The 17,371-nt window shown below is 71.0% G+C and carries 22 protein-coding genes and 1 tRNA gene; 12 read left to right on the forward strand and 11 right to left on the reverse strand.

Going from position 1 to position 17,371, the window contains the following annotated elements:
- The first annotated feature begins 182 nt into the window (after window positions 1-182).
- The 3 genes from ACERZO_RS27095 (at window position 183) to ACERZO_RS27105 (ending at window position 1,061) form a co-directional block, all read left to right on the forward strand.
- On the forward strand, window positions 183-350 hold the full coding sequence (locus tag ACERZO_RS27095) for a DLW-39 family protein (RefSeq protein WP_372667574.1): 168 nt from the start codon (window positions 183-185) through the stop codon (window positions 348-350).
- 31 nt (window positions 351-381) lie between these two features.
- A tRNA-Ala gene (locus ACERZO_RS27100) sits at window positions 382-454 on the forward strand.
- 28 nt (window positions 455-482) lie between these two features.
- Window positions 483-1,061, forward strand: coding sequence for a lipoyl(octanoyl) transferase LipB (locus ACERZO_RS27105; RefSeq protein WP_372667575.1), 579 nt, complete (start codon window positions 483-485; stop codon window positions 1,059-1,061).
- Here ACERZO_RS27105 and ACERZO_RS27110 read toward each other — a convergent pair.
- Genes ACERZO_RS27110 through ACERZO_RS27125 form a run of 4 tightly spaced genes read right to left on the reverse strand, consistent with a single transcriptional unit; the run spans window position 1,045 to window position 4,914 of the window.
- On the reverse strand, window positions 1,045-2,433 hold the full coding sequence (locus tag ACERZO_RS27110; protein WP_372667576.1) for an alpha/beta fold hydrolase: 1,389 nt from the start codon (window positions 2,431-2,433) through the stop codon (window positions 1,045-1,047). The two genes, ACERZO_RS27105 and ACERZO_RS27110, sit on opposite strands and share 17 nt — an antisense overlap.
- A gap of 43 nt (window positions 2,434-2,476) precedes the next feature.
- Window positions 2,477-3,604, reverse strand: a complete 1,128-nt coding sequence (locus ACERZO_RS27115; protein ID WP_372667577.1) for an SMP-30/gluconolactonase/LRE family protein — start codon at window positions 3,602-3,604, stop codon at window positions 2,477-2,479.
- A gap of 52 nt (window positions 3,605-3,656) precedes the next feature.
- The gene (locus ACERZO_RS27120) at window positions 3,657-4,295 is read right to left on the reverse strand and encodes a pyridoxine/pyridoxamine 5'-phosphate oxidase (protein ID WP_372667578.1); all 639 of its coding nucleotides are present in this window, start codon (window positions 4,293-4,295) and stop codon (window positions 3,657-3,659) included.
- Between the two features lies 1 nt (window position 4,296).
- Window positions 4,297-4,914 carry a hypothetical protein gene (locus ACERZO_RS27125; protein WP_372667579.1) on the reverse strand — a complete coding sequence of 206 codons (618 nt, stop codon included), beginning with the start codon at window positions 4,912-4,914 and terminating at the stop codon, window positions 4,297-4,299.
- A gap of 82 nt (window positions 4,915-4,996) precedes the next feature.
- Between ACERZO_RS27125 and ACERZO_RS27130 the strand changes: the two genes are divergently transcribed.
- Both ACERZO_RS27130 and ACERZO_RS27135 read left to right on the forward strand, forming a co-directional pair.
- Window positions 4,997-5,530, forward strand: a complete 534-nt coding sequence (locus ACERZO_RS27130; RefSeq protein ID WP_372667580.1) for a DUF2020 domain-containing protein — start codon at window positions 4,997-4,999, stop codon at window positions 5,528-5,530.
- 147 nt (window positions 5,531-5,677) lie between these two features.
- Window positions 5,678-6,130, forward strand: a complete 453-nt coding sequence (locus ACERZO_RS27135) for a DUF6918 family protein (RefSeq protein ID WP_372667581.1) — start codon at window positions 5,678-5,680, stop codon at window positions 6,128-6,130.
- A 61-nt stretch (window positions 6,131-6,191) separates the two neighbouring features.
- Here ACERZO_RS27135 and ACERZO_RS27140 read toward each other — a convergent pair whose 3' ends face one another.
- Window positions 6,192-6,728, reverse strand: coding sequence for a hypothetical protein (locus ACERZO_RS27140; RefSeq protein WP_372667582.1), 537 nt, complete (start codon window positions 6,726-6,728; stop codon window positions 6,192-6,194).
- Between the two features lie 97 nt (window positions 6,729-6,825).
- Here ACERZO_RS27140 and ACERZO_RS27145 point away from each other — a divergent pair, with 97 nt between their 5' ends.
- Entirely contained in the window at window positions 6,826-7,335 is a 510-nt protein-coding gene (locus ACERZO_RS27145) for a peptidylprolyl isomerase (RefSeq protein WP_372667583.1), read from the forward strand.
- Window positions 7,336-7,373: 38 nt separating this feature from the next.
- Window positions 7,374-8,327 carry a rhomboid family intramembrane serine protease gene (locus tag ACERZO_RS27150; protein WP_372667584.1) on the forward strand — a complete coding sequence of 318 codons (954 nt, stop codon included), beginning with the start codon at window positions 7,374-7,376 and terminating at the stop codon, window positions 8,325-8,327.
- Here the strand turns inward: ACERZO_RS27150 and ACERZO_RS27155 are convergent.
- Both ACERZO_RS27155 and crgA read right to left on the reverse strand, forming a co-directional pair.
- On the reverse strand, window positions 8,324-8,737 hold the full coding sequence (locus tag ACERZO_RS27155) for a PH domain-containing protein (protein ID WP_372667585.1): 414 nt from the start codon (window positions 8,735-8,737) through the stop codon (window positions 8,324-8,326). The two genes, ACERZO_RS27150 and ACERZO_RS27155, sit on opposite strands and share 4 nt — an antisense overlap.
- Before the next feature lie 70 nt (window positions 8,738-8,807).
- On the reverse strand, window positions 8,808-9,074 hold the full coding sequence (crgA, locus tag ACERZO_RS27160; protein ID WP_033261030.1) for a cell division protein CrgA: 267 nt from the start codon (window positions 9,072-9,074) through the stop codon (window positions 8,808-8,810).
- 183 nt (window positions 9,075-9,257) lie between these two features.
- Between crgA and ACERZO_RS27165 the strand changes: the two genes are divergently transcribed.
- From ACERZO_RS27165 to ACERZO_RS27175, 3 genes are read left to right on the forward strand one after another with little or no spacing between them, the layout of a single operon-like run.
- Complete coding sequence (locus ACERZO_RS27165; RefSeq protein WP_372667586.1) at window positions 9,258-10,322, forward strand: class E sortase; 1,065 nt, start codon at window positions 9,258-9,260, stop codon at window positions 10,320-10,322.
- Window positions 10,322-10,477, forward strand: coding sequence for a hypothetical protein (locus ACERZO_RS27170; RefSeq protein WP_086675995.1), 156 nt, complete (start codon window positions 10,322-10,324; stop codon window positions 10,475-10,477). Before ACERZO_RS27165 ends, ACERZO_RS27170 begins: the two co-directional genes overlap by 1 nt.
- Window positions 10,450-11,463, forward strand: a complete 1,014-nt coding sequence (locus ACERZO_RS27175; RefSeq protein WP_372667587.1) for an LLM class flavin-dependent oxidoreductase — start codon at window positions 10,450-10,452, stop codon at window positions 11,461-11,463. Before ACERZO_RS27170 ends, ACERZO_RS27175 begins: the two co-directional genes overlap by 28 nt.
- Here the strand turns inward: ACERZO_RS27175 and ACERZO_RS27180 are convergent.
- The 3 genes from ACERZO_RS27180 to ACERZO_RS27190 all read right to left on the reverse strand — a co-directional run bounded on the left by ACERZO_RS27180 (window position 11,432) and on the right by ACERZO_RS27190 (window position 13,361).
- Window positions 11,432-11,824: an SCO5389 family protein gene (locus tag ACERZO_RS27180; protein ID WP_372667588.1), complete on the reverse strand. Its 393-nt coding sequence runs from the start codon at window positions 11,822-11,824 to the stop codon at window positions 11,432-11,434. The two genes, ACERZO_RS27175 and ACERZO_RS27180, sit on opposite strands and share 32 nt — an antisense overlap.
- 92 nt (window positions 11,825-11,916) lie before the next feature.
- Window positions 11,917-12,651, reverse strand: coding sequence for an ABC transporter permease (locus ACERZO_RS27185; protein WP_372667589.1), 735 nt, complete (start codon window positions 12,649-12,651; stop codon window positions 11,917-11,919).
- Window positions 12,648-13,361: an ABC transporter ATP-binding protein gene (locus tag ACERZO_RS27190; RefSeq protein WP_372667590.1), complete on the reverse strand. Its 714-nt coding sequence runs from the start codon at window positions 13,359-13,361 to the stop codon at window positions 12,648-12,650. The genes ACERZO_RS27185 and ACERZO_RS27190 overlap by 4 nt, the downstream gene beginning before the upstream one ends.
- A gap of 169 nt (window positions 13,362-13,530) precedes the next feature.
- Between ACERZO_RS27190 and ACERZO_RS27195 the strand changes: the two genes are divergently transcribed.
- Entirely contained in the window at window positions 13,531-15,351 is a 1,821-nt protein-coding gene (locus tag ACERZO_RS27195; RefSeq protein ID WP_372667591.1) for a sensor histidine kinase, read from the forward strand.
- Window positions 15,291-15,947: a response regulator gene (locus ACERZO_RS27200; RefSeq protein ID WP_372667592.1), complete on the forward strand. Its 657-nt coding sequence runs from the start codon at window positions 15,291-15,293 to the stop codon at window positions 15,945-15,947. The genes ACERZO_RS27195 and ACERZO_RS27200 overlap by 61 nt, the downstream gene beginning before the upstream one ends.
- On the opposite strand, the gene ACERZO_RS27205 is transcribed toward ACERZO_RS27200, so the two are convergent.
- Window positions 15,944-17,263 (reverse strand): FAD-dependent oxidoreductase, encoded by a 1,320-nt coding sequence (locus ACERZO_RS27205; protein ID WP_372667593.1) that lies wholly within the window; start codon window positions 17,261-17,263, stop codon window positions 15,944-15,946. The genes ACERZO_RS27200 and ACERZO_RS27205 overlap by 4 nt on opposite strands.
- Window positions 17,264-17,371 lie beyond the last annotated feature (108 nt).

A 17,371-nucleotide genomic window follows, 5' to 3' on the forward strand; every position in this document is an offset into this window, starting at 1 on the left:
GACACGGTGGGCACGTCGACCAGTGGGTACAACGAGACACCCCGCCCCCGTATTTCCGGCTGGATGTGACCTGCGTTACCTGCGCGATCGTGGTTCCACGTGGAACCACCACCCCCGACGGTGGCCGACGCCGGTGCAGTAACATCACGGGGTAAGGGAAGCAAGCTGAGAAGGGGGCTTCGGTGAAGAAGCTGCTGGCACTCGCGGTCATCGCGGGCGGCGTCCTGTTCGTCGTGAAGCGCAACAAGGCGGCCAAGGCGGAAGCCGACCTGTGGCGCGAGGCGACCGCGCCGGTCCCCTCGAACAACGGCACCACCCCGGCCAAGTCGGCGGGTGCGTCCCACAACTGAGTTTCCCCGCGGGCGGCACTCGCCCGCGCCCGGGGCTGTAGCTCAATTGGTAGAGCACCGCCTTTGCAAGGCGGGGGTCAGGGGTTCGATTCCCCTCAGCTCCACACTGGATTCCCGGCGTAGCCTGGCTTCGTGGGATGGCCCGTCAAACGCGTCGACCTCGGTGAAGTCGGCTACCACCAAGCCCTCGCCGACATGCGTACCTGGGTCGCGCAGCGGCAGCAAAACCTTGCCGAGGACCGGCTTTTCCTCCTCAGCCACCCGCCGATCGTCACCTACGGGCCGCGCACCAAGCCCGAAGACCTGCCCACCGATCTCCCCGCCGTCGAGGTCGATCGCGGGGGATTCGCGACCTACCACGGGCCTGGGCAGCTCGTCGGCTACCTCGTCGTCGACGCGCTGACGAAACTCGGCTTCCCCGCTGTCCGAAGGGAAACGCCGCCCGGGCAGTCCAGCCTCGCCGGCGTCTGGACGCCCGACCACCGCAAGGTCGCCTCCATCGGCATGCGCATCCGCCGCGGCGTCACGAGCCACGGCTTCGCGCTCAACGTCGACCCGGACATGACGGCCTTCCACCACTTCACCGCCTGCGGCCTCGCCGACGTCACCATGGTGTCCCTCGCCGAGCTCGCGGCCGAACGACAGCGAGGGACACCGACCGACGCCGAAGTGCGCGACGCCGTCTACGAAAGCCTTACCGCAGGAAACTGAGCACCGCGTCCCGGCCCGCGTGGCCGCGTTCGCGGTTCTGGATCGAATGGGATTCGCCCGGGACGATCACCAACCGGCCCTGTGGGGTGGCCCGCGCTTCCTCGCGCGCCCACTCCAGCGGTGTCGACAAGTCGCGGTCGCCGTTCAGCAGCAGCACCGGGATGTTCGGCAGCCGTGACGCCGGGTTCGAGCCGGGACGCTCCGCCGGCCACGGCAGGCAGCTCTGGATGAAGCCCTGCTGGGTCGCCACTTCCGTCGTGTACGGCCAGGTCGCCGACGCCGGCAGCGAACGCGCCGCCAGGGACAAGAGCGGCTGCCGCAACGGCACCGGCGTCGCCGACGAGCCCCACGGGAAGCGCTGGTCCGCGCACAGCGTCGCCGCGTGCAACCCCGAGCTGAACGATGCCGGGTCGTCGCCGCCCGACTTGTACGCCTCCAGCAGGTCGTCCAGCTGCGCCGGCGAGCCCGCGCGGGCCGCGTGGAGCGCCCCGATCACGTCGCCCGCGGCCGCCGACCGGTACGTCGGGTCGACGAACTCGTACGTCACGATCAGGTCGAAGATCTTCACTCCGTCGGCCGTGCCGCGGTGGCGGACCACCCACGCCAGGTCCTCCGCCGGGTCGTAACCGCAGGCCGGGGCCACCGAACACGCCGCGCGCAGCACGCGGGCCTCGGCCGTCAGGCCCGTCAAATACAACGACGCTGACGCCGAAGCGTGGTGCGGCAGCACCGAATCGAGGATGACCTTGCTGACGTTGCCCGGGTGCGCGATCGCGTACCGCGCCGCCGTGAACGAGCCGTACGAGACGCCGTCCACCACCATCTTCGGCACGCCCAGTGCCTGGCGGAGCTGGTCGAAGTCCGCGACGGTCTGGTCGGTCGAGTACAGCGGTGCCGTGTCGCCGAGGATGCGCGCGCACTCGGTGACCGCGTCACGCGTCGGCGTCGCGATGTCCGAGCTGCCCATCTGGGCCTGCAAACCCGGGCACTGCAACGCGTTCGCGCCGGTGCCGCGCTGGTCCAGCATGACGAACCGGTAGTCCTTGGCGACCTCCGGCAGCCGCTGGGTCGCGATCCGCGTGATGGCGCCGACGCCGCCCTGGCCGGGGCCGCCGGTCAGGAACAGCAGCACGCCCTTGGGCGCGGTCACGTTGTCCGCGGTCGCCACCGGCAGGTCGATCGTGCCCGGCACCCGGCCGGACCGGTCGAGCGGGACGGTCAACGTCGAGCACGTGAAGCCCGGCTGGCCCGGGCACGGATGCGGGTCCGTCAGCGTCGGTCGTCCCCCAGGACGCGCGTCGGCCGAGGCCACACCCCCGAGTGCGGCAGTCAGCGCCAGGACCAGCCCGGCGGTCAGCAGTTTCGAGCGCATGATCCATCATCGCCACACCGACCGGGGCGCGGCATACCCCCGATCAGGGCCTTACGCAGGAAATCTTCGCCCGCACCGCACCCGTCGGACTCGCTTCGCCCGCCGTGTTCGGCGCGTTGTCGCGGCGGCTGCCGTCGGACTGCGTCACGCACAGGCGGCCGTCCGGGAGCAGCACCGGGCTGGTCGGGAACTCCAGCGGACCGGCGTTGCGCAGCTTCGACGTCGCGTCGGCCGGGTTGCGGAAGTACTCGACGACGCGGCCGTCGCGGCGGGCCAGCACGATCGCGTTGCGCTCGTTCGCCGCCGTCCAGACGTTGCCAGCGCGGTCCAGGACGATTCCGTCCGCGCCCTCGAGGTAAGGGTGCTGCACGTCGACGTCGTCCAGGCACAGCGTGTCCGCCGGGAACGCGGTGTCGCAGCCGGTCGCCGCGCGGGGGCGGCCACCGCGGTCCATCGGCACACGCCAGATCGCGCCGCGCGCCGTGTCCGCGACGAGCAACGTGCCGTCCGCCGTGAACGCCAGGCAGTTCGCGACGAGGTGCTGCGAGCCGGCGGTGTCCGCCGCGGTCCGGCCGTTCGGCGTGATGGTGACCGTGCCGGGCGGCAGGCCACGCACGTCCCGGCCGATCCCGCCGGGGATGACGTCGCTGACCAGCGGCTGCACGCGGAACTGCTCGAGCGCGACGCCGTCCGCACCCGCCCGCCACACCCGGCCCTGGCCGGTGACCCCGTCGGAGATCCAGAGCGCGCCCGACCGGTCGAACGCCAGGCCGTTCGCGCCCGGGACGCCGCTCGTGAACACCGTCGCCGCCGGCGGGTTCGCCGCGTCCGGCACGAACGACACCACCGTGTCGGCGTTCGCGACGTACAGGCGGCCGCCGCGGCCGAACGCGAGCCCGGCGGGGTTGCACGGCGCGGGGATCGTGCCGACGACCGCGGCCGGGCCGCCGGTGGCCGCGACGCGGTAGACCGGGCACGGATCGGCGCCGCGCGCCGGCGTGTAGAGGTTGCCGCGGCCGTCGGTGGTCAGGCCTTCGAGGCCCAGTGGTGACGCGAACACCGTCTCGAACACGGCGGGGTGCTGCGAAAGCGCGACTTCACCGGCGGAAGCGCCGGAGAGCAGCCCGGCGGACAAGGCGGCGGTGGCGGCGAGGACGACGGTGCGGCGCATGCAGGGCCTCCGTTTTGTCGGATTTCCTGCCTACGCCGCCGCGTCCGGTCCGTCAAGGCCAGAGGCGCTCGCGGACCCAGCCGCCGTCGGTCTTGCGGTACCGCAGCCGTACGTGCCGGCGGTCGTGGCTGGCTTGCCAGAACTCGACTTCGTCGGGGTCGACGAGGTACCGCGTCCACGTTTCCGGGGCCACGTCCGGGTTTTCCGCGACCCAGCGCTCCGCCTCCGCGGCCGCCGCGTCGAGGTCCGCCGGGTCGTGCAGCACCTGCGACTGGTGCCCGATGAACGCCTCGACGCGCGATGCGGGCGGCCGCGCCAGGAAGTCCGCCGCGGACACCTCGGGCGCCGCGGGGGAGACCGGGCCGCGCAGCCGGACCTGACGGCCGCGGCCGGGCCAGAAGAACGTCAGCGCGGCGCGCGGATCCTTGTGCAGCTGCAGGCCTTTCGGGCTTTCCGAGCTGGTCGCGACCGCCCAGCCGGCCGGGCCGACGTCCTTGAGGATGACCACCCGCGCGTCCGGCGCGCCATCGGCGTCCACTGTGGACAGTGTGACGGCGTGCGGCGCCAGCACGTGCTCTCCGGCTTCGGTCAGCCACTCGACGAAGAGCGTCTGCGGGTCCGCGGCCGCCGTTTCCGGCGTGAACACCGGGAGTTCTTCGGGGAACGAGGGCCATCCGCGCAACGCGACCATGTCAGTAACCGTACGGCGGCTGCCCCGGCGGCGGGTAGCCGGGCGCCGGCGGTCCGGCGGCCGGCGGGGGCGGCACCTGCGGCGCGCCCATCGGCGGCTGGACCTGCGCCTGCTGCCACTGCATCTGCTGGTAGGCCTCGGCTGGCGGCGGGAAGCAGAACGTCAGCTTGGCCCGGATCGCGCCGTGCATCGCCGCGCCCCAGAACTTCCCGCCGGTGAACGCGTACGTCTGGCCGGCGGTGAGGTCCACCGCGACCATCCGCGTCTCGCCGCCGAACTGGTTGCTCGTCTTCGCCGACGCGGCCTGCGCGGCGTCCGGGTGGACGTGCTGGCCGACGAGGCCGGCGATCACGACCGAGGCCGCGGTCCAGCCCATGGTGCCGACCAGGTTGGCGCGCGCGTACTGCGTGGCGCGGCCGGTGAAGTCGTACAGCGCGGCCGCGTTGATCTCGGGGACGGCCGCGGCGATGACGCAGTAGTTCATCGTCGAGAGCATCACCGACTCGGCGAACAACCCGACGGGGCAGAGCGCGGGCCCGATCTGCACGGTCCCGAAGTTGCCGCCGGACCGCTGGATGCGCTCGGCCACCACGCCGAGGTACTGCTCGGGGGTAAGCACGACGCCATCGTCGCACGCCCCGCGGTCACGTCGACTTCAGCCAGCGGTTTTCACACATGCTTCATGGTTGACTGTGCGCGCTATGCGACGACTCGTACTTCTCGCGCCCGCCGTGGTCCTGCTGGCCGGCTGCGGCCCCTCGATCGTGGCCGGTACCGCGACCCCCAGTTCGCCGACGGCTTCCGCCGGTACGGCCGCCGGTTCGGAGCTGCCGCCGGACCCCCAGCCGGCCGCGACCGAGGACTGCCCGTACCTCGACAGCGAGTTCGTGGCCGACTCGAACGGCCAGCACGTTTCCAAGGTGCGGATCTCGGCGGACCAGCCGCACCCGGCGTGCTTCTTCTACCGCCCGGACGGGAAGATCCAGCTCACCGTCCGTGTCTACGTCGGGGACGCGAAGACGGCGACCGCGCTGGTCAACAAGGCGGCGCCGGTCGACTCGTCGAACCCGGCCAGCGACCCTTCCGGCTGGAAGGGCGGCTACGAGTCGACCGACGACGGGGCCGTCTACGCGGTCGCGAAGGGGTCCGCGGCGGTCATCGCGACCACCAACCAGAAGCAAAGCGTGAAAGCACGCACAGTGGTCAAGAAGGCTATCGCTGCCCTGAAGCTCTAGGTAGCGGGCTCCACACGGGTGAGTGATGTTGATCTTGTATTACCCTGTGCGTCACGCGCAGGCTTCGTGGACTCGCGCACCGCAGCCATCGGGGGATCCCCACCCCGGGGGCCGGGCACAAAATCTGCAACGCAAAGGACAAGATTCGTGGCTGACACCCTCAAGGACATCCTGCTCGACTCCAGCCGTCGTCCGGCTGTCGTGACCGACTTCGAGACCCTCGTCGACGCCGAGGTCTCGGACAAGGGCGGCGTTTCGGGTGCCGTCGTCAAGACCGGCTTCGCCGCGGTCAAGAAGATCAAGCCGGGCATCATCCCCTCGGCCGTCGACACGCTGCTGCCGGACTTCGCCACCGCGCTCGAGCCGTTCTACGGCGACTACCGCGCCAAGGGCGGCAACGACTTCGGCGCCTACCTGACCAGCCGCTCGGACGAGGCTTCCGACGCGCTGCTGAGCGTCACCGACTCGCGCGCCGAGCGCAGCAGCCGTGACAGCATCAAGAAGGTCTACTCGAAGCTGCGCCCGAACGGCAAGAAGAACGTCGAAGAGGCGCTGCCCCGCCTGGGCCAGCTCATCGACAAGCACGCCGCGAACGCCTGATCGCACGCACCACTGAAGAGGCCCCTCGGGTGCACGCCCGAGGGGCCTCTTCGTGCGCCGCTCAGTTCTTCTTCTCGGCGGGCGCCGGGGACGGCGCCTTGCCGTTCGCCTGCGGGCTCGGCTTCGCCGCTTCGGCGGGCTTCGGCGCGGGCGGGGTGGCCTTCGGCGGCGCGGGGGCGACCGGGGGCTCCTGCTTCGACCGGAGCACGTAGGCGGCGCCGGCGCCGACCACGAGCAGGCCGACCAGCCACGGCCACTTGCGACGGCTGCGCGTGCCCTTCGCCGCGGCCTTCGCCTCGACGACAGCGGCGTAGAAGTCCTTCTTCGCCGCCTTGAAGTCCTTCTTGCCGCGGCGCTTCGACTCGCCGGCCGCCTTCGCGGCCTTGATGGCGGCCTTCTTGGCCTTGCGACCCGGCTTGCGCAGCTCGGACAGGCGGGAGAGGGCCTCCTGGCGGGCGGCCTTCGAGCTCTTCTTGAGCTCCTTGCGGGTGAGCTCGGTCTTCTTCGCGAGCTGCTTCTGCGCACGCCGGCCGTGCTTGACGCCCTCGGAGACGAGTTTGTCGGCGGTCTCGGCGGCCTGGGCTGTCGCCCGGGACATGGACTTCACCTCATCATTCGTTTTGACACTGCTCTGTTACCCGTAACCTATCGTGCCCCTTTTCGCCGCCGCCCGCTGCTGATGGCACGATGAAGCCGTGAAAGCGACGCTGCACACCAACCAGGGTGACATCAACCTGAACCTCCTCCCCGACCACGCGCCGAAGACGGTCGCGAACTTCGTCGGGCTCGCGGAAGGCACCAAGGAGTACACCCAGCCGAACGCGGCGGGCACGAACTCCGGCCCCTTCTACGACGGTTCGATCTTCCACCGGGTCATCGACGGCTTCATGCTGCAGGGCGGCGACCCGACCGGCACCGGCCGCGGCGGGCCCGGCTACAAGTTCGGCGACGAGTTCCACCCCGAGCTGCAGTTCAGCAAGCCGTACCTGCTGGCCATGGCCAACGCCGGGCCCGGCACGAACGGCTCGCAGTTCTTCATCACGGTCGCGCCGACCACCCACCTGAACTTCCGGCACACGATCTTCGGCGAGGTGGCCGACCAGGAGTCGCGCAACGTCGTCGACGCGATCGCGCGCACGGCGACCGGCCCGGCGGACCGCCCGCTGACCGACGTCGTCATCGAGAAGGTCACCATCGAGCACTGACGGCTTCCGCAGCGTGGTTTCGGTAGGTTGGTGACATCGTGAACCAACCGCCGAACCCCGCCGCCGAGCAAGCCGCGCTCCCCGGGTGCTGGTGGCACCCGAACCGCCCGACCGGGCTGAGCTGTTCCCGGTGCGGGCGTCCGGCGTGCCCGGATTGCCTCCGCGAAGCCCCCGTCGGCTTCCAGTGCACCGACTGCGTCCACAGCGAGACCCAGCAGCAGCGCCGCCAGCACCGCGGCTACCAAGACGCCGGCCTCGGCGTGCGCACCATCGCCGGTGCGCGGCCGTCCGGGTCGTTCCTGGCCACGCAGGCCATCCTCGCCGTCAACGTGCTGGTCTTCCTCGTGACGGTCGTCCAGGCGCGCAGCCTCAACGACAACCAGGTGTCGAACGTCTTCCAGCTGGGCGTGCTCTGGGGCCAGGCGACGTTCGGCGCCGACGAGTGGTGGCGCCTGTTCACCTCGGGCTTCCTGCACTACGGCCCGATCCACATCGCGGTCAACATGTTCTCGCTGTGGATGATGGGCCGCGCGCTCGAACCGGTCTTCGGCAAGGTCCGGTACCTGACGCTCTACTTCGTCTCGATGCTCGGCGCGTCCACGGCCGTGCTGCTCTTCGACAACCTCGACGGCGGCACCGCGGGCGCGTCCGGCGCGCTGTTCGGCCTGATGGGCGCCTACGCGGTCATCGTGCTGAAGCTGCGCCTCAACCCGACCGGGCTGATCATCACGCTCGCGCTGAACGCGTTCATCACCTTCGGCGTCGCGAACATCTCGATCCTCGGCCACGTCGGCGGCCTGGTCACCGGCGCGCTGGTCACCGTGGCGATGCTGTACGCGCCGCAGGCGCGCCAGACGACCTGGCAGGCGGCCGGGGTCGCCATCCTCGTCGTCGCGATGATCGGGCTGCTGATCTACAAGGACACCGAGGTCGCGACCCAGACCTGCCAGTTCGCCCAGTACCGCGGCCAGGAGCTCTACAGCTGCGGCTAGCTGCGCAGCGTGCTGAGGACGTCCAGGACGTCGCGGGGATCCTCGCCGAGGTCGAGCCACCCGAAGACGTACAGCTCGTCTTCGTGCTCCACCTCGAGCGTGACGCCGTCGCGGCCCAGCCGGCGGGTGGTGCGCAGCCGGGTGCGGGTCTCGGCCCACGGCAGCCGGTGCGTGCCGCCGAGCGTCCGGGCCACCAGGCCCTCGGGACCGGCGGCCAGGCGGGGCCGGACGAGCGTCGAGTGCGCGGCGAACGCGCCGACGGCCAGCGTGGCCAGTGCGAACAGCACCAGGCCGCCGCGGTCGTCGGTGAGCGCGTCGGCCACCACGCCGACCAGCAGCAACGCGGTGACCGCCCACGCCGATACCACAAGGGCCCGCCGCGGCGCCCACGAGGTGGGGTAGTTATCCACAGGGGTTATCCACACTGGGGATGAGTCACACCGGTGTAATTCGGCGTCAAGCCGCCATTCGGAGTAATAATCAGCGCCAGCGCATAGTCATGAGCAGACCCGCGATCATCAGCGCGAACCCGCCGGCGAAGTTCCAGTTGCCCAGGTCGGCCATCCAGGAGATCTTGTCCCCGGCGATGTAGTTCACCAGCAGCCAGACCAGACCCACGAGCATCAGCCCGAACATGGGGATCTTCCAGGCGAGACCGGTGGGACCGGCGGCCCGCACCTTCACCGGCGTGCGCCGGTCGGCAGGCGGGGTGTAAGCCGTCTTCTTGCGGACCTTGGACTTGGGCATCGTGTTCCTCGCGGTGCTCTTCGGGCTGGTCGGTGGCGATGTCCCGCTCGGGGTGCGCAACCTACGCCACGTGCACACGTTAACGTAAACGACCGCAGGAAAGCAGCGGCCGGGAGTGGCTGGATTTCCCGTACCGTGACGTCGGGGTCACCAAGTGTCGGACGCGGCTTGAGAGGAGCTTGCGTGACTACGCGCGAAGGACCGGATGACGACCGGCGCAGACACCCCGGGCAGCGGCCCGCGCCCCAGCGCCGCCCGGTCCCGCCCCCACGTGGGCAGCTGCCGCCCCGCCAGGCCCCCGGTCAGCCGCCGCGCCGTCCGCAGGGCCCGCCGCCCCGCCGCTACACGAGCCCGCCTCCGCCGCCCGGCGCGAACGAGGAGACGGTCGTGTTCGCCCCGGTCAAGGGCGGTACCGCGACCAAGGAGAAGCCGGCCCCGCCGCCGCTGGGCAAGGGCGGCGTCGCGATCCGGACGGCCGGCGAAGTGCTCATCACGCTGGGCCTGGTCGTGCTGCTGTTCATGGTCTACGAGCTGTACGTCACCGACCTGTTCTCGGCGGGCAAGCAGTCCGAGGCGAGCGACCAGCTCGACGGCGAGTGGGCGCACGACCGCACGCTGCACCCCGAGCTCATCGACGGCAAGGCGTTCGCCCGCATCCACATCCCGACGTTCGGCGTCGACTACAACTTCACCATCCAGGAGGGCACCGACGACGCCTCCCTGGAGGTCGGCCCCGGCCACTACAAGGGCACGGCGCTGCCCGGCGAGCCCGGCAACTTCGCCGTCGCCGGCCACCGCGTCGGCAAGGGCGCCCCGTTCAACGACCTGGACAACCTCTCCTCTTGTGACCAGATCGTGATCGAAACCTCGACCGACTTCTACATCTACAAGGTCCTGCCCTACGACGACGAGATCGAGGACTGGGCGGGCGGCAAGGGCGCCGACCCGAAGTGCAAGGGCGTCTCGACCCTGCGCGACCCGAACGCCGAAGAGGGCGGCGCGTACAGCGAGACGTTCGGCCGCAAGGTCGTGCTGCCCAGCCAGGGCACCGCGGTGAACCCGGTCCCGTACAAGGACGCCGACACGCTGCCGAAGGCCCAGCAGGCGGCGCTGCTCACGCTCACGACGTGCCACCCGCAGTTCTCCGCCCGCGAGCGGCTCATCATCACCTCGGTGCTGACCCAGCAGGTGCCGAAGAACCAGGTCAAGGACTACGGCGACCTGCTCTCGAAGATCGGGGAGGCCTGATGTACGCCTGGCTCTGGCGGAAGTTCCCCGGCCCGTTCGCGGTCAAGCTGACGATCGCGGTGGTCCTCGCCCTGGGCGTGGTGGCGCTGCTGATGTTCGTGGTGTTCCCGTGGCTGGAGCCACGGCTGTGGTTCAACGAGGTCGCGGTCAACTGAGGTTCGGCGTCTTCCTGGTCAGCGGCCGCTTCCCCGGCCAGGCGGACGGCGACGTCCTCCGCCGGTCGGTCCGCGCCGCCGAGCTGGCCGAAGAAGCCGGCTTCGACGACGTCTGGTTCGCCGAACACCACTTCATGCCCTACGGCGTCTGCCCGTCTGCGATCACGCTCGCCGCGCACGTGCTCGGGCGGACCTCGCGGATCACGGTCGGGACCGCCGTCAGCGTCCTCTCGACCACGCACCCCGTCGCGCTCGCCGAGCAGTGGGCGATGCTCGACGCCGTTTCCGGTGGCCGGCTGCGGCTCGGCGTCGGGCGCGGTGGTCCCTGGCAGGACCTCGAGGTCTTCGGTACCGGGCTGGACCGGTACGAGACCGGCTTCGAAGAGACCCTCGACGTCTTCCTCGAGGCAACCACCGGTCGGGCGCGCGCCGACGGAAGGCACTTCGCCTTCCGTGAGGTGCCGCTGGTCCCGACCCCGGAACGGCGGCCGGACGTCGTGGTCGCGTGTGGTGGGCCGAAGTCGGCCGCCGTGCGGCAAGCCGCCGATCGGGGGCTGCCGCTGCTGCTCGGCCTGCACGCCGACGATGACGAGAAAGCCGAGACCGTCGCCGCCTACGGGAAGCCCGCGGCCCACGTCTCGACCATGCTCTGCCAGGTGGGCGACGCCGAGGTCGTCCGGCGGGCGCTCCCCGCGTGGCTTAAGGACGGGCTCGGCGCGCACGTCACGGTCGACGGGCGGCCGGGGCCGGGCAAGGACCCGGGGGAGTACACCGAACGGCTCTGCGCCATCCACCCCGTCGGCGACGCCGCGCACTGCGTCCGGACCCTGGAAACGAGCCTCCGGCGCACCGGCGTCTCCCACGTGCTGATGCTCGTGGAGGCGTCCGGTACGCCGGAGGGCACGTACGCGAACATCGCGCGGATCGGCACCGAGGTGCTGCCCGCGCTGCGGGCTAGCAGTCCCGCAGCTCCGGGCTCTGGTTGAGCAGCTGGCCGCGCGGCGAGACGAACGCGCGGTAGCGGTCACCGTCCACTTCGGACTTCTTGAAGACGGCGACCCGGTGGCAGTTCTGGAAGGCCAGCTTGACGCCGAAGTGGCGCTCGAGGCCGCCGCGGATCGCGTCCGACGCCAGGGCCCGCAGCAGCTGGCCGCGGGCGGCCTCGCTCGGCGGCGGCGTCTCGTTGTCGGCGAACCCGTCCGCCGCTGCATCGGCGTCGGCGATGACGCCGGTGATGACCTCCCAGGCGTACGGCAGGGATTCCTTGACGCAGGTGACGAACTCGGCGTCGGTGACCTCCCCGCGCTCGGCCTTCTCCAGCAGCGCGGGTGACACGTCCAGGGACATCGAACCTCCAAGTTGAGCAGGGCCACCCTCCTGGCTACCGGCCGGGCGACCCCGCCACAAGAGAAAACGATGATCATCACCAATATGGCGGATCACTCCCATCGGAAGAGCTTCGCCGCCAGCGCCGTGCCGATGGCCGCGAAGCCGGCGAGGACGAGCAGCTGCAGCGGCTGCACGCCGGTGCCGACCCAGGCGTCCTGCAGCGGCTGTGTGCCCGGCGGGAGGTAGTCGCCGATCCGGCGCAGGACCTCGGGCAGCAGCGGCCGCGGCAGGTAGACGCCGCCGAAGAACATCGTCGGGATGAACGCGATCAGCGCGAACCCGCCCGCCGCCTTGGCCGTCCGGGCGACCGCGGCCGCCAGCAGGCCGAACGAGAACATCGAGACCGTGCCGAGCAGCAGCGTCAGCAGGAACAGCAGCGGGTGCTTCGGCAGCGGGACGTCGTAGACCGCGTTGGCCGCCGCGAGCACCAGGCCGATGCCCGCCAGCGCGACCACGACGTGGATCAGCAGCTGCGCGCCCAGCAGGTTGGCCGGGTGCACCGGCGTGGTGGCCAGCCGGCGCAGCACGCCCTGCTCGCGGTAGGTCGCGACGGCGCCCGGGATCGACTGCAGGGCGAGCATCGCGAGGCTGATGACGATCAGCGACGGGACCCAGGCGTCGATGAACCGGTACCCGCCGGCGGCCGGGCTCGGTTCCGTCATGCCCGGGATGGCGCCGACGGCCAGCAGCACGGCGGTCGGCAGCAGGATCCCGGCGAGCGCCATGACCGGCGTGCGGAGGAAGAGCCGGGTCTCGGTGGCGGTGATCTTGGCGAAGGTGTTCACAGCTGGCTCCTCGTGAGCGAGACGAACGCGTCGTCCAAAGTGGAGGCTCCGGTCGCGGCGCGGAGCTCGGCGGGCGTGCCGGTCGCGACCACGCGGCCGGCGTCGAAGACGGCGACGCGGTCGCAGAGCCGCTCGGCCTCGTCCATGAAGTGGGTGACGAGCAGGACGGTGACGCCGGCGGCGCGCACGCCTTCGACCAGCCGCCACGTCTCGCGGCGGGCGTGCGGGTCGAGCCCGGTGGTCAGCTCGTCGAGGATGGCCAGCTCGGGGTTGCCCACCAGCGCGAGCGCGATCGACACGCGCTGCTTCTGGCCGCCGGACAGCTTCCCGAAGTAGCTGCGCGCGTGGTCGCGGAGATCGAGCTGGTCCAGCAGGACGCCGACGTCGGCGGGGTCCGGGTAGAAGGAGGCGAACAGCTCCAGCGCCTCGCGCACCCGCAGCTTCGGCGGCAGTCGGCTTTCCTGCAGCTGCACGCCGACGCGGCGGGTCAGCGCGGCTCGGTCGGCCGCGGGGTCGAGGCCGAGCACGGAGATCTCTCCGCCGTCGGCGCGGCGGAGACCCTGCAGGCATTCGACCGTGGTCGTCTTGCCGGCGCCGTTCGTGCCGAGGATGCCGAAGATTTCGCCGCGCTCGACGGTGAACGAAACGCCGTCGACCGCGACCCGGGTGCCGTAGCGCTTGCGGAGGTCGGTGACTTCGATGAGGGGCATGGCTCCGAAGCTACGAACTCGCGGCCGTCCGCAGAATGACGCTGAATCCCCAGCTCAAGTAGGGTTTTGCTGACGCGGGGGTGGGCCTGGCCCCACCCCGGCCGGGGAGCTTCGGCCAGTGCGCGGACACGCGTGGTCCGGCGAAGATCCCGGGGGAAGGAGGTGCCGGATGACGTACCTGCGGGCGTTCGGGCGGGCTTGCGCGCTGGCCGCGTTCGCGTTGCTCAGCTGGGTCGACGTGCTGGTCGAGCTGATCGCGTTCGCGCTGCTGTGCGTCGGCCTGGTCTTCTTCCTCGGTCCCGCGGTCGAATGGACGCGCGGCCGATCGAGGCTGGCTCGGAAGCTGGCCTTGCGCTGGTGCGGCACCGGGATCGCGGCGCCGTACCAGCCCGAGCCGCCGGAACCGGTCCGCGAACGCGACGGCTGGTACCGCGACGGCAAGCAGCTCTACAAGCGCGCGTTCTGGGTCCGCTGGCAGCGCCGGCTGACGTGGGCGCTGGAAGACCCGGCGGCGGGCCGCGAGTTCACCTGGCAGCTGGTGAACCCGCTGGTCACGGTGCTGCTGCCGGTGGGCGTGCTGCTCGGCGGCCCGGTGGTGCTGCGCGGCTACGGCCGGTGGACCCGCTGGTGGCTCGGCCCCCGGCCGCCCGCCGGGCCGCGCAAGAACTGGCTGCACCGGCACGCCGAAGCGCTGGGCCACCAGGGCGGCATCTTCGCGCTTTCGGTGGTGCAGCTGATCTTTTCGCTGCCGCAGCTGGTCCTGATGGCCGGCTTCCCGCCGTTGGCGGTCCCGGTCGTGCTGTGGACGCGATCGATCACGGACACGCTGCGCCGGGAGGCCGGGAACTGGACGGGGGTACGGATCGCCCGGCCGTACCTGCCGCCGCCGGGGTTGCCGGTGCCGCGCCCCGACGGGCTCTACCAGGTCGGCAAGCAGCTGCACGAGGAGCCGTTCTGGCCGGTCCAGCACGCTCGCACGCGATGGGTCCTGCGCGACCGCGCCACCTGGCGCGACCTCGCCGGCGCCGTGCTCGGGACGCTGGTTTCGTTCGTCCTGCTCGTGCCGACGATCGTGCTGGTCACGCGGGGACTCGTCGGCCTCGGGGCGCTCTGGGTGTGGCGGCCGTTCGTCTCTTCGCCGGTGACCTGGTGGCCGTTCCCGGAGGTCTCGACGCACCTCGGCGCGCTCGCGCAGACGCCGGTCATGCTGGCGATGGTCGGCGCCGGCCTGGCGCCGGCGACGTGGCTCGCGCGGCAGCAGGCGCGGTTCGCGCGGGTCTGGCTGGGCCCGACGGAGGCGACCCGGCTCGCCGCGCGCGTCGAACGGCTGAAGCAGACCCGCGCGGACGTCACGGTCACGCAGGCGGCGGAGCTGCGGCGGATCGAGCGCGACCTGCACGACGGGATCCAGTCGCGGCTGGTCGCGATGGGCATGAAGCTCGGCGCGGTCGAGGCGCTCGTCGACACGGATCCGGCGGCGGCCAAACGGCTCGCGGCCGAGCTGCGCGCGGCGTCGTCGGAGGCGCTCACCGAACTGCGCGTGCTGATCCGCGGCATCCACCCGCCGGTGCTGTCCGAGCGCGGGCTGCTCGACGCCGTGCGCGCGCTGGCCCTCGACAGCCCGTTGAAGACCGAGGTCACCGGCTCGCTGCCCGGCCGCGTCGAGGAGCCGGTCGAGGCGTGCGCGTACTTCGCGGTGTCGGAACTGCTGGGCAACGCGGCGAAGCACGGCTCGAAACGCGCGTCGATCGATGTCGGGTTCGCCGACGACCAGCTGACGGTGGTGGTGACCGACGACGGCCCGGGTGGCGCTGTTCCCGCCCGCGGTTCGGGACTGCGTGGAATCGAGCGCCGGCTCGGGGCCTTCGACGGTAGGTTGACGCTGACCAGCCCGATCGGCGGCCCGACGAAGGCGACTTTGGAGATCCCGTGTCAGCTCGACAGCGAGTCGTCGTCGCCGAAGACCAGTACCTCCTCCGAGATGGCTTGACGCACCTGCTGGCGGCGCACGGCTTCGACGTCGTCGCGGCGGTCGGCAGCGGTCCAGAGCTGGCTTCGGCGTTGCGACGCGAGAAACCGGAAGTGTCCATTGTGGACGTCCGGATGCCGCCGACCAACACGGACGAAGGACTGCAGGTCGCCTTGGCCGCCCGGCGGGAAATCCCGGGCTTGCCGATCTTGGTGCTGTCCCAGCACGTCGAGCAGCTCTACGCGCGCGAACTGCTCGCCGACGGCACCGGCGCGATCGGCTACCTGCTGAAGGACCGCGTGTTCAACGCGGACCAGTTCATCGACGCGGTCCGCCGGGTCGCGGCCGGCGGCACGGTGATGGACCCCGAGGTGATCGCGAAGCTCCTGTCCGGCAACGCATCCGACCCCCTCGCCGTCCTGACCCCGCGCGAGCGCGAAGTCCTCGGGCTGATGGCGGAAGGGTGTTCGAACGCGGCGATCGCGTCCCGGCTGCACTTCAGCGAAGGCGCGGTCGGCAAGCACACGGCGAACATCTTCGCCAAGCTCGGCATCTCGGCTTCGGACGACACGAACCGCCGGGTGCTCGCCGTACTCGCGTACCTCGGTGCCGCTTAGCCGCGCGAAACGCGCGTCATCTCTTCGCGCTCCACGACCTTGATCCGCTCGCGGCCCGCCGCCAGGCCCAGTGCCTTCTCGTGCGAGTCGAGCTTGCCCCAGCCTTCCCAAGTGGTGAACGGGATCCCGCGCGCGGCCAGGAAGTCGAGGATCGCGTCCGGGGAGTCGTACTTGGGGGCGGTGAGCGTGTCCGCGTCCGACAGCAGGCTCGCGATCGTCTCCGCCGCGTCGCCCTTGGTGTGGCCGATCAGGCCGATCGGGCCGCGCTTGATCCAGCCCGTCACGTACACGCCCGGCAGCTGGTTGTCGTCCAGGTCGAGCACGCGGCCGGCCTGGTTCGGGACGACGCCGGCCACGTGGTCGAACGGGATCTCCGGCAGGTGCGAGGACAGGTAGCCGACCGCGCGGTACACAGCCTGGACGTCCCAGTCGTGGAACTCGCCCGTGCCGCGGACGTTGCCGTCGCCGGTCAGCTCGGTGCGTTCCGTGCGCAGGCCCGTCACGCGGCCGTCCTCGCCGAGGACCTCGGCCGGTGAGTGGAAGAAGTGCAGGTGCAGCCGCTTCCGGCGGTTGCCCGGCTCGCGGATCGCCCACTCCTGCAGCGTCTTCACGACCATGTCGATCTGCTTCGACGCCCGCAGCGCCGCGATGCTGCCGTCGTCGAACTCGATGTCCTCGGGGGACACGATGACCTCGACGTTCGGCGAGTGGTCCAGCTCGCGCAGCTCCAGCGGCGTGAACTTCGCCTGCGCCGGCCCGCGGCGGCCGAACACGTGCACGTCCGTGACGGGGCTGGTGCGCAGTCCCTGGTAGACGTTGTCCGGGATGTCCGTGGTCAGCAGCTCGTCGGCCGTCTTCGCGAGGATTCGCGCGACGTCCAGTGCCACGTTCCCGACGCCGAGAACCGCCACCGAAGACGCGTTGAGCGGCCAGGTGCGCGGGACGTCCGGGTGGCCGTCGTACCAGGAGACGAAGTCGGCGGCGCCGTAGCTGCCGTCGAGGTCGATGCCCGGGATGTCGAGCGCGCGGTCGGCGGCCGCGCCGGTCGAGAAGATCACCGCGTCGTAGAACTCACGCAGCTCGTCGAGCTTGATGTCGGTGCCGTAGTCGATGTTGCCCAAGAGGCGGATGTTCGGCTTGTCGAGCACCTTGTGCAGCGCCGTCACGATGCCCTTGATGCGCGGGTGGTCGGGGGCGACGCCGTAGCGGATCAGCCCGAACGGCGCGGGCATGCGCTCGAACAGGTCGATCGTGACGTCGGCGTCGGACTTGTCCAGGATGTCGGCGGCGTAGATGCCGGCAGGACCAGCGCCCACCACGGCCACACGAAGAGATCGGCTCACACCCTCCACGGTAAGTTAGGGTCACCTAACTAGAAATGTGATTTACCGTACGGTCCACCAGTTGAGAGCCGGTAAGCTCGG

The organism is Amycolatopsis kentuckyensis (genome assembly GCF_041679295.1).
Classification (GTDB): domain Bacteria; phylum Actinomycetota; class Actinomycetes; order Mycobacteriales; family Pseudonocardiaceae; genus Amycolatopsis; species Amycolatopsis kentuckyensis_A.

Coding starts and splice junctions, on each gene's coding strand:
- ACERZO_RS27115 (WP_372667577.1), bottom strand. CDS start 3,604: ATGCGCCGCACCGTCGTCCTCGCCGCCACCGCCGCCTTGTCCGCCGGG.
- ACERZO_RS27140 (WP_372667582.1), bottom strand. CDS start 6,728: ATGTCCCGGGCGACAGCCCAGGCCGCCGAGACCGCCGACAAACTCGTC.
- ACERZO_RS27180 (WP_372667588.1), bottom strand. CDS start 11,824: ATGTCCCTGGACGTGTCACCCGCGCTGCTGGAGAAGGCCGAGCGCGGG.
- ACERZO_RS27120 (WP_372667578.1), bottom strand. CDS start 4,295: ATGGTCGCGTTGCGCGGATGGCCCTCGTTCCCCGAAGAACTCCCGGTG.
- ACERZO_RS27170 (WP_086675995.1), top strand. CDS start 10,322: ATGTACGCCTGGCTCTGGCGGAAGTTCCCCGGCCCGTTCGCGGTCAAG.
- crgA (WP_033261030.1), bottom strand. CDS start 9,074: ATGCCCAAGTCCAAGGTCCGCAAGAAGACGGCTTACACCCCGCCTGCC.
- ACERZO_RS27195 (WP_372667591.1), top strand. CDS start 13,531: ATGACGTACCTGCGGGCGTTCGGGCGGGCTTGCGCGCTGGCCGCGTTC.
- ACERZO_RS27190 (WP_372667590.1), bottom strand. CDS start 13,361: ATGCCCCTCATCGAAGTCACCGACCTCCGCAAGCGCTACGGCACCCGG.
- ACERZO_RS27130 (WP_372667580.1), top strand. CDS start 4,997: ATGCGACGACTCGTACTTCTCGCGCCCGCCGTGGTCCTGCTGGCCGGC.
- ACERZO_RS27110 (WP_372667576.1), bottom strand. CDS start 2,433: ATGCGCTCGAAACTGCTGACCGCCGGGCTGGTCCTGGCGCTGACTGCC.